The 13,541-nt window shown below is 59.8% G+C and carries 13 protein-coding genes; 6 read left to right on the forward strand and 7 right to left on the reverse strand.

Features of this window, described 5'->3' with window-relative positions:
* The 6 genes from GJ699_RS07555 (at position 1) to GJ699_RS07580 (ending at position 4,709) form a co-directional block, all read left to right on the forward strand.
* Positions 1–306: a hypothetical protein gene (locus GJ699_RS07555; protein ID WP_154374697.1), complete on the forward strand. Its 306-nt coding sequence runs from the start codon at positions 1–3 to the stop codon at positions 304–306.
* Positions 307–377: 71 nt separating this feature from the next.
* Positions 378–791, forward strand: a complete 414-nt coding sequence (locus tag GJ699_RS07560; protein ID WP_154374699.1) for a GFA family protein — start codon at positions 378–380, stop codon at positions 789–791.
* A 67-nt stretch (positions 792–858) separates the two neighbouring features.
* Positions 859–1,197, forward strand: coding sequence for a hypothetical protein (locus tag GJ699_RS07565; RefSeq protein ID WP_154374701.1), 339 nt, complete (start codon positions 859–861; stop codon positions 1,195–1,197).
* Between the two features lie 224 nt (positions 1,198–1,421).
* Positions 1,422–2,300 carry a toll/interleukin-1 receptor domain-containing protein gene (locus GJ699_RS35275; protein WP_154374703.1) on the forward strand — a complete coding sequence of 293 codons (879 nt, stop codon included), beginning with the start codon at positions 1,422–1,424 and terminating at the stop codon, positions 2,298–2,300.
* 648 nt (positions 2,301–2,948) lie between these two features.
* The gene (locus GJ699_RS07575; RefSeq protein WP_154374705.1) at positions 2,949–3,446 is read left to right on the forward strand and encodes a hypothetical protein; all 498 of its coding nucleotides are present in this window, start codon (positions 2,949–2,951) and stop codon (positions 3,444–3,446) included.
* Between the two features lie 102 nt (positions 3,447–3,548).
* Positions 3,549–4,709, forward strand: coding sequence for an IS30 family transposase (locus GJ699_RS07580; protein ID WP_154374707.1), 1,161 nt, complete (start codon positions 3,549–3,551; stop codon positions 4,707–4,709).
* A 64-nt stretch (positions 4,710–4,773) separates the two neighbouring features.
* Here the strand turns inward: GJ699_RS07580 and GJ699_RS07585 are convergent, their stop codons facing one another.
* Genes GJ699_RS07585 through GJ699_RS07615 form a run of 7 tightly spaced genes read right to left on the reverse strand, consistent with a single transcriptional unit; the run spans position 4,774 to position 13,538 of the window.
* Complete coding sequence (locus tag GJ699_RS07585) at positions 4,774–6,354, reverse strand: methyl-accepting chemotaxis protein (protein WP_308495506.1); 1,581 nt, start codon at positions 6,352–6,354, stop codon at positions 4,774–4,776.
* Between the two features lie 57 nt (positions 6,355–6,411).
* Positions 6,412–7,848, reverse strand: a complete 1,437-nt coding sequence (locus GJ699_RS07590) for a cytochrome c (protein WP_229261986.1) — start codon at positions 7,846–7,848, stop codon at positions 6,412–6,414.
* Entirely contained in the window at positions 7,841–9,445 is a 1,605-nt protein-coding gene (locus GJ699_RS07595) for a GMC family oxidoreductase (protein ID WP_154374708.1), read from the reverse strand. Before GJ699_RS07595 ends, GJ699_RS07590 begins: the two co-directional genes overlap by 8 nt.
* A gap of 19 nt (positions 9,446–9,464) precedes the next feature.
* Positions 9,465–9,971 (reverse strand): sugar dehydrogenase complex small subunit, encoded by a 507-nt coding sequence (locus GJ699_RS07600; RefSeq protein WP_195763486.1) that lies wholly within the window; start codon positions 9,969–9,971, stop codon positions 9,465–9,467.
* Positions 9,972–9,973: 2 nt separating this feature from the next.
* Complete coding sequence (locus GJ699_RS07605; RefSeq protein WP_154374712.1) at positions 9,974–11,380, reverse strand: cytochrome c; 1,407 nt, start codon at positions 11,378–11,380, stop codon at positions 9,974–9,976.
* Entirely contained in the window at positions 11,377–13,023 is a 1,647-nt protein-coding gene (locus GJ699_RS07610) for a GMC family oxidoreductase (protein WP_154374714.1), read from the reverse strand. Before GJ699_RS07610 ends, GJ699_RS07605 begins: the two co-directional genes overlap by 4 nt.
* Before the next feature lie 11 nt (positions 13,024–13,034).
* The gene (locus GJ699_RS07615) at positions 13,035–13,538 is read right to left on the reverse strand and encodes a sugar dehydrogenase complex small subunit (RefSeq protein WP_154374716.1); all 504 of its coding nucleotides are present in this window, start codon (positions 13,536–13,538) and stop codon (positions 13,035–13,037) included.
* Between the last annotated feature and the right edge of the window lie 3 nt (positions 13,539–13,541).

Genomic DNA, 13,541 nt, shown 5'->3' on the forward strand with positions numbered 1-13,541 from the left:
ATGAAACATAAACATAACGATCTCGATAAACGTTTGAAAATCTACGGAACTAGCAGCTTGCTGACCGTCGCTTTGGCTGTTGGATGTGCGTTTCTAGCCGTAACGATTTCTAATTACCAGGGATTTTTTGCGCTTAGTGTCGTGTCCCTGCTGCTTATCATCGTCGGCGCGCTTTTGGGAGTGTACTGCTGGCGCCTGGTGTACTTGGCTTATCGGAACCAGGTTTCTTGGAGCTCTTTTGCATTAGGTGCCTTTGCGTGTATCGTTCCACTCATAATTGCCCATGAAGCGTTAACCCGGCAATAACCGGCCGGAAGCAGTCAGTCGAGGGCACTTGCTCAATATGCAACACTCTGCTAAAGTCGTTGTCGTCCAAGATGACTGGAGCGACAGTGAAGACATATCATGGCAGTTGCCATTGCGGTGCAGTTCGATTTGAGGCAGATATCGACCTGAAGCAAGGGACCATACGCTGCAATTGCTCAATCTGTTCCAAAGTGAGGTTCTGGCCAGCCATAGTTAAGCCAAGCTCTTTCCGATTGCTGTCTGGCGAGGCTGAGCTAACAAAATACCAATTTCTGACAAAGACTGACCAACATCTTTTTTGTAAACATTGTGGAGTTCGCTCTTTCGGAATTGGACGCTCACCTCGGTGGGGGGAGTTCTACGCGGTCAATCTAACCTGCTTGGACGATGTGACGCCTGAAGAACTAGTGGCTGCGCCTATTACGTATTTGGATGGTAAGAACGACAACTGGGAAACGCCGCCCGAAGAAGTGCGGCATCTTTAGTCAGAGCATTTCTGCAACCGGCCACAAGCAGACATCCTGGGCGGTAGAGAAATGAAAGATGAGTGGCATGGATTTTGACGATTGGGCACGTAAGGTCAATGAACTCGGATGGGGTGACGTACCCCTCTTTGAAGTTCCACGTTACGTTTTTGCACTTTATGTAGCTGGCTATCATTCAGGTATGACGCCCGAGCAGTTTCAAATGTTCATGGCGGCACGGGCTTTTGTTAATGCAACTACCGCCCCTCTCAAAAATGATAAGGTATCGTTGAATCGCGCTGGTGGCTTTCTTCACGAGTGGCGGCAGCGTACAGATGTGAAAGTTGCAGTTCCTAGGTTGCTAGGCCGTGATGAGGTCGAAGCCAAATACCTCTATCTTTTCGAGGAAAATAAAGACGAAAGCTAGCGTCGAGCAAGGCGGATACCGCCTTTGGCTACGAGCCGACATTCGCAGGGCTGTGGCATTTTTCAGTTTCCTAATTCAGCCTTACGGAGCGTAAAACTACAGCAAGTCATAGTTTAAATCAGGCATTCATTAAAATTGGCATGCTACACTATATTTTAGAGTCCCATGTTATGTCGCAATTTTGCGATCTATAAAAAGTTAAAAAATCGAGGGAGATAACAGCCGTGTCCACATCCATAGTTACTCGCGCCGTTAGCTTTCTGCAGAAGCGGCACCCGCAAGCTATTGTGCTCCACGAGGCGGCAACGCTCACAAGCGCAGGCGGTCCATCGTTCGAATTCTGGCGTGTGATAGTCCAGGACCCACAGGCAGGCTTGAAATTAAGAGCTATTGTGGTGCCATCATTCATTCCTGATGATGCAATTCCGGTCGTCATCGCCAATCTACATGGGGATTTCGGAAAGTTAGATGCGGCAACAGAGGTAAGGAGTAGTAATGTATATCGGCCTCACGAGCCCGAAATTTCTACAATCGATATGCCTTTTTCTCCAAGGCTAGTTTTCTACGCCGACGCGGTACGCGTCAACCAAGAGGCAATAAGCCAAGCCTGTCTTGCCCAAGGTCTTTTTGTTGAATTTGTAGCCGAAAACGAAATGTACGACACTCTTTTTATTTCTTACGGTGGCCCGGATGAAAAAGCTGCTGCTAGTATAAACAGCTATCTCGCTTCTCATGGCGTGAAAACTTGGTTCTTCCCGAAGGATTCTGTCCCCGGTGAAAAACTGCACCGTACCATGTCGGAGGGCATCAACAGTCACGCACGCGTTTTGTTACTTTGCTCTCAGCACTCCCTTGTCAGGCCCGGAGTATTGAACGAGATTGAACGTGTCCTTGAGCGGGAGGCCCGAGAAGGGGGAGGGACAATTTTGATTCCGGTTGCCCTCGACGATTTCGTCTACCAAGATTGGGCACCAAAGCGCCCTGATTTAGCGATCCAAGTCAGAGATCGCGTGATCCCTAAACTGACGCGCGACAAGGCTGGGGAGATTGACGTCACCTCTCTTGATCGTGTACTTGCCGCGCTTAATCGGCGAATCCACTAACCCAGCAGTCAACTGGACTACCGCCACGCTGCGCGTTCCGGTAGCCAGTTACTTTTCACATTGAAAGTCAGCTTGGGGGCGGCTTCAGCCTAAAGTGAGAATTCGTGAATTTTGCTGATGGCAAGCTGCTATTCTGTACGCCGTCGGCCGAGTTCGGCCAAAAGCGGCCTCTGAACATTTGTATCCTATAATTTGGCCTTACCATGTCACACAAATATAGTATTCAGTTCGCACATGCATCGAAACAAGAAATCCATAGAATTCTTATTTCTCTTCCTTCTTTTTATGCCAGATCATCTGACTACGGTTATTATATTGATGGAGTCGAAGAAAAAAATGCTAATGCTTACATATTTATTTCCCATAGCAATAGGGTAGGCAACCAACCTTCGCCAGACCTAGAAGTCGTCATTGAGTCCTTTGGCATTTATGTAAATTGTTTTACATATATTGAGGAACTCGAAAAGGCGCTTAAAGGAAATTTTGGTATTATTAAAATAATTAGTTGATTTTTCCTTATCATACTCTTCGATCCTTTGAAATTCGGTCAGAAAACGGCCACTAGCTGACGCTGACTTTAGTATTGAATCGAAAACCTCTATATCGAAGATGATGCCGCGAACAAGAAATTTCGTACTTGGTGCTGCAATGCTGATTTTTGCAGGGTGTCAGTTTGGCGACGAATTGATTGCGTATAGTGCTGGCAAGCCGATACTACTGACGTCGGCAACAGGTTCTTTGGATGCATATGACACTAAGGGCAAGCCACTCACACCATTTTTCCATGTGTTCAAGGAGCCAGATGGTCTGCGAATTGTTATGAGAGAGTATTTCTACAATTCGGGGCCGCTTGCTCATCCATATCTGAGCGTGAACAGCTTAGGCCAAGGAGTTGTACACATCGATACCAAGGCTCGTTTTGCATTGTTTTCCACGAAATGCGAATTTCTTCGGCAAATTGAGATTAAGATTGCCTCTACAGATCTGAACGGAGTTAAATCTCTACAGATTTACAATCACGACGTAGATCAGAAGCAATCGAATGTGATAATGCTTTCGGACCAGACGTACATGTCGGACTTACTGCGAGAGTCAGCAAAGCAAGTGGCGGTGCAGGATATTTCAGGCATCGGTAGCGGCTGCTAAGATCATGATGCGCTTGGGACCAAAACTGCGGCAATCGGCTGCGGATTCAATCGGTGATTGCAACACTCTAACCTAAATGCGTAAGCAGAAGGAGTGTTGACCATGAAACAGAAGCCGCGAATCTACTACACGGAGAGCCAGAAAGCGTTGATGTGGGAACGCTGGAAAAAAGGTGACTCTCTTCAAATGATCGCACAGATGTTCGATCGAAACCATTCGTCAGTGCAGCGCATTCTTGCTGAGACGGGAGGTATCCGTCCAGCTCCGCGATGCCGTTCCAGGTTGGCGTTAACACTGGCCGAGCGAGAGGAAATTTCGCGTGGTCTAGTAGAAGGAAAGTCGCTGCGTTCGATTGCTACATGCCTGGGCCGCGCACCATCTACGCTGAGTCGAGAGATCAAACGTAATGGCGGTCAAGAAGGATATCGTGCAAATCAGGCCGACCAGTCTGCGTGGGATCGAGCGCGTCGCCCGAAACGCTGTAAGCTGGCGAAAGGCGGGATGCTTGCCCATATGGTCGCCAGCAAATTACAGTTGGAATGGTCGCCGGAGCAGATCGCTGGGTGGCTCAAGCAGTTTTTTGAAGGCGATAAGGAGTACTACGTGTCGCGCGAAACCATCTACCGTAGTCTTTATATTCAAGCTCGTGGCGCTCTAAAGAAAGAACTGCTGGCGCACTTGCGACGCACCCGGGCCATGCGCCGTTCACGCCACCACACCCAGAAGATGGATAACCACGGCAGGATCTGCGACGCGATATCGATCAGCGAACGGCCGGCAACTGCCGAGGATCGGGCGGTGCCAGGGCACTGGGAAGGTGATTTATTATTCGGCAGCCACAACAGCCAGATTGCGACCTGGGTCGAACGCCAAACTCGCTATGTCATGTTAGTGAAAGTGGATGGCAAGGATACTGCGACGGTGGTGAATGCTCTGATCGGCAACGCCAAGAGATTGCCGCATGAGCTTTATAAATCGCTGACCTGGGACCGGGGCAAGGAGATGGCCGGCCACAAGCGTTTTACCATGGCGACCGAAATTCAAGTCTACTTCTGCGACCCGCAGAATCCCTGGCAGCGAGGTTCCAACGAAAATACGAATGGACTACTGCGGCAATATTTTCCCAAGGGACTGGACCTCTCTACCTACTCGCAAGAGAAGTTGGACGAGGTAGCCAGAAGATTGAACGAGCGCCCTAGGAAAACATTACACTACCAGACACCGGCTCACAGATTTGAAGAGTGCGTTGCGTCGATCAGTTGAATCCGCAGGCGCAAGCCGCCAATGGCCCGGCCTCTCTCGCCGGGCCAAATCTTGGCAGGTGGTGCTAACCTGGCAAACGAATCAGCGCGCTGCCCGGCCCGAGTTTGAAGGTGCTGACTAGCTGGCTCAGCCCGTTCGCCTGATCCTGCATCGCCTCGGCGGCGGCCGCCGCTTCTTCGACCAGCGCGGCATTCTGCTGCGTCACCTGATCCATCTGGGTGATGGCCTGGTTGACTTGCTCGATGCCGGCGCTCTGCTCCTGGCTGGCGGCGGTGATTTCGCTCATGATGTCGGCCACGCGGGTGATGCTGGCCACCACTTCACCCATGGTGGCGCCAGCCTGGTCGACCAGCCGCGAGCCGGCCTCCACCTGCTCCACCGAATCGCCAATCAGCAGTTTGATGTCCTTGGCGGCGGCGGCCGAGCGTTGCGCCAGATTGCGCACTTCGGTGGCCACGACTGCAAAGCCCCTGCCCTGCTCGCCTGCGCGCGCGGCCTCCACCGCCGCGTTCAGCGCCAGGATATTGGTCTGGAACGCGATGCCGTCAATCACGGCGATGATGTCGACGATTTTATTCGACGAGGCGTTGATCGATGCCATGGTGTCCACCACCTGCCCCACCACGTCACCACCGCGCGCGGCGATCTGCGACGCCGACAGCGCCAGCCCGTTCGCCTGGCGCGCGTTATCGGCATTCTGCTTGACGGTCGAGGTCAGTTCCTCCATCGACGACGCGGTCTCTTCCAGCGAACTGGCCTGCTGCTCGGTGCGCGCCGACAGATCCTGGTTGCCGGCCTCGATCTGGGTCGAGGCGGTGGCGATGGTGTCGGTGCTGCCGCGCACCTGGCCCACCAGCTGGCGCAAGCCGTTGTTCATGTGCGCCAGCGCGTCCATCAGTTGGCCGGTTTCATCGGCCGAGGTGGCGCGCACGTCGGCGCTCAGGTCGCCATCGGCCACCTGCCGTGCCACCGTCACGGCACGCTGCAGCGGCTGCGACACGATGCGCGCGATCCAGACCGCCAGCAGCAGGCCGATGACGATGTCGGCCGCCAGCAGCCCCATCGCCTGGGCGCGGGCGCTGAGGTAGGCTTCCTCGGCATCGGCGCTGGCGGCCTCGCCGCCGTCCTGCGTGCGCTGGGCGATGTCGTCGATGGTAGAGGCGATCTGGTTCATCAGGTCGAACGAATGGCCCTCGGCCAGCGTCAGCGCTTCCGCCTTCTTGCCCTCGCGCTGCAGCGCAAGCATCTTGCCGCGCTCAACGGCATAGGCCGCGCGCAGCCGCACCAGCTGGTCAAGCAGCTTGCGGTCCTCGGCGCTGGACAGCGTGTCCTCATATTGCTTTTGCAGCTTGTCGACCTTGCCAACCATCTTGGCGATCATCTGGTCGAATTTCTCCACGCGCGCTGGATCGTTGCTCAGCAGCTGTTCCATTTCGTAACGGCGGGTGGTGTTGACGGCGGCTTTCAGCGCCAGGATGTAGCGCATGCTCGGCAGCCATTGCGCGGACAGCTTGTTGGAGGCCGCGTTCAGTCGTCCCATGCCCTGCACGGTCAACACGCCGAGGATCATGGTCAGCCCCAGCACCAGGCTGAACGACAAGATCAATTTCTTCGCGATTTTCAGATCGTAAAACCACTTCATCATGCATTCCTTATCGGTTAAAAGCGCCCGCCGCCGGCTGCCGCTGCGGGCGCTGGTTTGTTATGCCTGTTTCTTCTTGCGGCGCAGGATGGCGATCAGCGCGGCCAGCACCAGCAGCGCGCCGCCCACCATGCCGATGCGCGACAACAGCAACAGCGGCGAGGTGTCGCCGCCCTGGCGCAAGGCGGCCACGCGGTGTTCGTCCACACTGGCTTTGTTTTGGCCGAAGGTGGTCATCACGTAGTTGCTGATTTCGGCGATCTCGCGGTCGCTGAGTTCGTTGGCAAAACCGGGCATGCCTTGGCCGTGCTCGGGCCAGACGCCTTGCAGAATGGCCATGCTGACGTTGTCGGCGCTTGGGTGGTGCAGCACGCTGTGGTTGCGCAGCGCCGGCAGGCCTCGCATGCCGTCACCGGTGTTCTGGTGGCAGGAGGCGCAATTGCTGCGATACAGCTGTTCGCCGGCGCTGATCTGGCCGGCCATTTCCGCGATGTCGCTGCCGGACACTGGCGGCACCACTGGCGCTGCTGCAGCGGCGTGCTCATGTTGCGGCAAGTCGCTCAGGTAGACCGACAGCGCCAGGATGTCTTGCTGGTCCAGCTTGGAGAAGCTTTTGTCGATCGCTTCCAGCATCGGGCCGGCGGCGGTGGCGCCGTTGCTGGCGTGACCGGTACGCAGGTAGTCGGCCAGGGTTTGCTGGTTCCAGCCGTTGCGGCCCGGCGTGATGGCAGGGGCGTACCAGGTGCCGAGCGAGGCGCCTTGCAGGTACAGGTCGTGCTTTTCGGCCATCAGGAAGTTACGCGGGGTGTGGCAGGTGCTGCAGTGCGCCAGCCCTTGCGCCAGGTAGGCGCCGCGATTCCATTCGACGGACTTGGATTTGTCGGCCACGTACGGTTTGTCGTCCAGGAACAGCGCGTTCCATACGCCCATGGAGGCGCGGATGTTGAACGGGAATGGCAGCTGCGTTTGCGGCGGCTTGCTGTCGTCGGCCTTGACGCCTTGGGTGAAGTAGGCGTACAGGGCGGCGGTGTCGTCGTCGCTCAGCTTGGCGTAGGCGGTGTATGGCATCGCCGGGTACAGATGGCTGCCGTCGGCGCGCACGCCGTGGCGCACGGCGCGGCTGAACTGCTCCAGCGTGTAGTTGCCGATGCCGGCGGTTTTCGATGGCGTGATGTTGGTCGAGTAGATCAGGCCCAGCGGGCTTTCGATCGCGACGCCGCCGGCGAATGGTGCCTTGCCGGATGCGGTGTGGCAGGCCACGCAGTCGCCCGCCGTGGCCAGATACTTGCCGCGCTCGATTTGCGACGATGCGGCCGCCGCGCCAGCTTGCGCGCCCGGCGCGCCAGTTGCGACCGCCAGTTGCGCCGGCGCCGCGCTGCCCGCATGGGCTGCGGCCGCGCGGACAGGGGCGGCTTCCTGCGCCGCCGCAGCGCCGCCGGCCAGCAGTGCGCTCGCGCAGGCGAGCCAGGCCAATGGTTTCAGCATGAATTTAGCCATGACGCACCTCCGACAGGATCTTGTCAGCGGTACGCAATGCCAGCGCGACCGCGGTCAGCGTCACGTTGACGGTACCGACGGTCGGCATCACGCCGGTGCCCACCATGTACAGGTTGGCGTGATCGTGCGCCCGGCCCCACTGGTCGGTCACGCTGGTCGCCACATCCTTGCCCATCGACAGCGTGCCGATGATGTGCTGGCGGTTGCTGAACGCGCCCTCCTTGCTGTGCTTGACGTTGGTGGCACCCAGCTGCGCGGCGATCTCGTCGTAGCGCTTGCGCGTCTCCTCCGTGCCCTTCAGCACGTAATCATCCACATTCCAGTAGATACTCGGCGCAGGCAAGCCCAGCGCGTCTTTCTTCGCACTCAAGGTCACACGATTATTCGGATCGGGCAACTGCTCCAGCGCATTCTTGATGCTGACCCGGCGCGATGCGCGGTCGCGAATCGCCCCTTCCAGCTTGATGCCGTAGTAACCCTCACCAATCAATTCCTTGGTCACCGACGCCACCTGCGACGCGTTCGAAATATCAATCCGGAACGCCGAGTGCTGCGAACGGAACGCGCCATCGCGGAACTGGCCGATCGAGCATGGGCTGACCGGACCACGGCCCGGCCACACCGGTTCGTCCATATCGAACGTGACGCCGATCGCCGGGTGGTCGCACAGATTGCGGCCCACATTGCCGCTGCGGTTGGCCACACCATCCGGGAATTGCGCGCTGGTCGACATCAGCAACAGCTTGGCGGACTCAATCGCGTTCGCGGCCAGCACAAAGGTCTTGCCGGTGACGCGGTGCGAGGTCTTGTTCCAGTCGTAGTAGTTGACGGCCGTGATGCGGCCCTGGTCGTCATGCTCCAGCTGATACACCACGGCCTCGGTCACCACCTGCACGCCGGCCTGCTCGGCGCTGGCGGCGGCGATGCCACCGTGATACTGCGCGTCGATCGGGCACAACGGCATGCAGTTGTTATTGCCACAGCAGGCCGGACGGCCATCGAAGCTGCGGCTGTTGCGCGCGGTGCAGTCATCCTGCACATTGAACTTCGGCGCCAGACGCTCGGTCACACGCTGCTGGAAGTACGAGGCCGGCACGCGCTCCATCGGGAATGGCTTGGCGCGCGGCGAGCCGGTATCCGGTGCGCCGCCGACGCCGCAAATCACTTCCGCTTCGTAGTAGTACGGCTCCAGATCGTCATAGCTGATCGGCCAGTCCTTGCCGACGCCATACAGCGATTGCGTGCGGAAGTCGGACGGCAGGTAGCGCCACATCTGCGCCGCCCAGTGCCAGCTGGTGCCGCCCAGCATGCGGATGTACTGCGCCTGGAAGGCGTGCGGACCGGTCTGTTCGATATATTTGTTGGGCTCCGGCGTGAACACAGGATGCGGCGCTTTTTCCGAGAACGGATACGGCGCCATGAAATCGGCCTTGAAGGCGGAGTGACGGTAGTTCTGGACCAGTTCGCCGCGCTGCTTGCGCGGGCCGGATTCCAGCATCAGGACGGACTGGCCAGCCAGTGCCAGTTTGCGCGCCAGCAGCGAGCCGCTGATGCCGCCGCCGATGACAACTACATCGGCTGAGAGATTGTTATTCATAGGGATGTTCTTCAGTAAATTACGGCTTGACCTGCCACGCGCCGCAAGGACCATAGGAGTAACTCGGCGGCACCAGCGTGTCGGCCACGGCGCGATTCGACAGCGCGTCGACGTAGGTGACGCAGACGGCTTTCTTGCCCTTGCCCACGGTGCCCAGATACCAGCCTTGCAGGATGGCCTGGCTCAGCGCATGTTCGGCTTTTTGCTCGTCGGCGAAGGCGGTTTTGTCGCCGCCGGCCAGCACGGTGTCCTGCGCAAGCGCGGTCTTCAGCTTGAGCAGCGCGCCGTCGAGCTCGGGCTGGGTCTGCTGCATGGCTTTGTACAACGCCAGTGCCAGCGTGGGATTCAGGTCGTTTTTGCCGGTCAGCGTGGTCGACACGGCAAGGAAGTCTTTCAAGCCTTGCCCGGCCGGCTCCAGCGCGGCCTTGGCGCGCGTGGCCAGCAGCAGCTGTCCGGCGACGCTGGCCAGCGTCGCCACGCCCAGCGCTTTGAGCGCGCTGCGGCGAGAGATGGTTGGTGTAGTCATATTCATTCCTTGTTCTGTTGATCGCGGCGGCGCAGTACGATGATGACCAGCGCCGCCAGCAGCAGTCCGCCGGCCACCATGCCCAGGCGCGCCAGCAACAGCAGGTTGGATTGCGGGCCGCCCTGGCGGATCTGCGCGACGTCGTCGGCCTTGATGGTCGGGGCGCCGGTCGCGTATTGCACCTGGATGTAGTTGGCCAATGCCGCGATGTCGTCGTTGGACAGGTGGTTGACGGCGTTCGGCTGGTCGCCAAATGGCGGCATGAAGACGTGGCCGTCTTTGGTTTCGCGGTTCACGCCCAGCAGGATGGTCGCCAGCAGGTTGCTGTTGCTGACGGTGGCCGAGTTGTGGAACAGGCTGGGGTAATAGCCGTCTGACGTGCCCTGCCCGCTGGCGCCGTGGCACGATGCGCAGTTGGCCGAATACACTTGGGCGCCCAGATGTGGGCCTTTCATGTTATCGGCGTACGGTTTGCCGCGCAGGTTGGCCAGCGCGTTGCCTGGTTTGCCCTGCTCGAAGCGCGACGGGCCGTCGCCGGCCACGGCTGGCAGCGTCTTGATGTAGACGGCGATGGCTTTCAGGTCGGTGTCGGTCAGCTTGCTGAAGCTGTAGCTGATGGCTTCGGCCATGCTGCCGGCGGCTTGCGCTTTGCCGGCGATGCGGCCGGTACGCAGGTACTGCACCAGTTCGGCCTCGGTCCAGCTGCCGATGCCGGCGGCGTGGTCGGAGGTGATGTTGGGTGCGTACCAGGGGCCGACTTGGGCGCCGGCCATGTACAGCTCCTTTTTCTCTTGCATCAGGAAGCCGCGCGGGGTGTGGCAGGTGCTGCAGTGGGCGGCGCCGTCGGCCAGGTATTGGCCGCGCAGCCATTCGGCCGAACGGCCTGGGGCTGCGGCTGGGGCTGGGGCCGATGCGGGCACGGCGGGCTGCTGGTCGAGGAATAGCGCGTTCCAGGGTTTCATGGAGGCGCGGATATTCATCGGGAATGGCAGCTTGGTCGGCTCGCTGGCTTTGTCGACTGGTGTCACGCCGTGCATGAAGTAGGCGTACAGGGCGTGCACGTCGTCGTCGGTCATCACGGCGTAGGCGGTGTACGGCATGGCCGGGTACAGGTTCTGGCCGTCAGCGCGGATGCCCTTGCGCAGGGCGTCGCTGAACTGCTGTTCGCTGTAGTTGCCGATGCCGTACTGCCTGGATGGCGTGATGTTGGTCGAGACGATGTCGCCCACCGGCGAGGACAGCACCAGGCCGCCAGCCATCGGCGCGCCACGGTGCGCGGTGTGGCAAGCCACACAATCGCTGGCGGTGGCCAGATAGCGGCCGCGCTCGATCAGCGCGGCGTCCGGCGCGCCGGCGAAGGCGGCAGCGGCGGTCAGTTGGAGGATGGCGAAAATCAGCTTGCGCATCATACCCCCTTCAGCTGGCGCACCATGGCGTCGGCTGCCTTGAAGCCCAGCGACACCATGGTGATGGTGCTGTTGCCGCAGGCCGTGCTGGCCATGGCGCCACCGCCGGGCAGGAACAGGTTCTCGTGATCGTGCGCGCGGCAATCGGCGTCCACCACCGAGTCGTGCGGATCGAGGCCCATGATGGTGCCGCCCATGATGTGCTTGCTCTGGTTGAACTTCGGGCTGAGCTTGATATCGGTCGCGCCCATCGCGGCCGCGATGCGTTTGCCGATCGGCACCGAATACACTTCGGCCGATTTGCGCACGTAGTCGCCGACGTCGTAATGAATCGCCGGCTTGGGCAAGCCCAGCCAGTCCTTCTTGTCGGACAGCGTCAGGCGGTTGTCGGCGGACGGCAGCACTTCGTGCGCCAGCACGATGTCGGCGGTGCAAGCGGTCATGCGGCGGATTTCGCTATCCAGCGCCTTGCCGACCAAACCCTTCTTCAGCGCCGCCACGGTCACGAAGCGATTGCGCGCAAAGTTATTGAAGCGGAAGTAAGCACCGGCGTGCTGCGCGCGGAACGCGCCCTGCGAGGTTTCCATGATGCCGCTGTTGACCACCGGGCCAACGCCGGCCCAGTACGGCTCCTCCAGCGTCACCGTCATGGTCAGTTGCGGATGGTCCATCATGTTGCGGCCAACCTGGTCCGAGCTGTTGGCCAGGCCGTTCGGATTGCGCTCGTCCTTGGACATCAGCAGCAGCTTCGGCGTTTCGATGCCATTGCAGGCCAGCACGAACAACTTGCCGGTGATGCGGTGCGGCTGCTTGTTCTGGTCGAAGTAATGCACCGCCTCGATCTTGTTGGCAGCATTGGTTTCGACGCGGTAGACCACGGCATTGGCGGTGATCACCGCGCCCTTGGCCTCCAGCCGCGACAAGGCGGTGGCGGCGTCGTATTTGGCGCCGACCGGGCACACCGGCACGCAGTTGTTGTTGGCGCAGCAGGCCGGACGATCATCGTAGGGCATGCCGCTGTTGCGCGCCTGCGCGGTCGGGATGTTGTTGTAGCCGAGCGTCTTCACCACCTCGGTGAAGCGCTGCTCGCCGGGACCGAACGGCAGTGGCGGCATCGGGTACGGCTTGGAGCGCAGGGTGGCGTCGCCGCCCGGCGGCCATTGCAGCGACGGATCGGCCGGGCCGCAAATGCCCAGCGTGTGCTCGGTGCGGGCGTAGTACGGCTCCAGCGTGGCGTAATCAAACGCCCAGTCGCGGCCGACGCCGTACAGCGTTTGCAGCCGCATGTCGTCCGGCGTCAATCGCCAGCAGGTGCCGGCCCAGTGCCAGGTCGAGCCGCCGGCGTAGCGGATGAAGGTTTGCGCGTATTTGTCGGGGCCGCTCAGTTGCAAATAGGCGTCGTCCGCCGCTTCGGTGGCTGGCATCGGATGCGGCGCCCACGGCGCCGGCGGATAGCACGACGACGGATCGCCCTTGAGCGCGAGCGGCAGGTTGCGGAAGTTCTCCACCACCTCGGCGCGGTCGACGCGCGGGCCAGCTTCCAGCATCAGCACGGAAATGCCGGCGTCCAGCAGCGTTTCGGCGATCGCCACGCCGACGACGCCGGTGCCGACGATGACGACGTCGGCGCTTGTTGATGTAGTCATGTCAGGGTCTTTCAAAAACTGGGCAGCGGCGACAACGGCGCCAGCGGCCGGCCCCATTGGTTGGGACCGGAGAAGCCATACGATGGAATCGCCACCGCGTCGGCCGTGGTCTTGTAAGTCAGCGCGTCCTCGTAGGTGAACACGGCGGCGTTCTTCTGCGGTCCGGAGCAGCCGGTGTACCAGGCGAAAATCACCCAGTGGGCGAACTCCTGCAACGGCCCGGCCGGAATCGCGTCGAAGAAGTCCTCGACCTGGCCGGCGCGGCGCGCCTGCGCGATGCCGACGATGGACGCCGTCATCTGCGCGTAGTCGGCATGCTGCTGCGCGGCCCAGGCCGCCATGCGGGCGCCGATGGCGGCGTCCAGCCGGTGGTTGACCAGCAGGCTGGACAACTCCATGAATTGCGCCGCCGACGGCGCCGGCGCCAGGCCCCAGGCCGGCACGCCGCTCCAGGTGATCCAGCTGGCCGCGACCACGCCGCCGCCGAGCAAAAATTTGCGTCTTGATATAGCCATATT

It is taken from the genome of Duganella guangzhouensis (genome assembly GCF_009674535.1).
Lineage (GTDB): Bacteria > Pseudomonadota > Gammaproteobacteria > Burkholderiales > Burkholderiaceae_D > Rugamonas > Rugamonas guangzhouensis.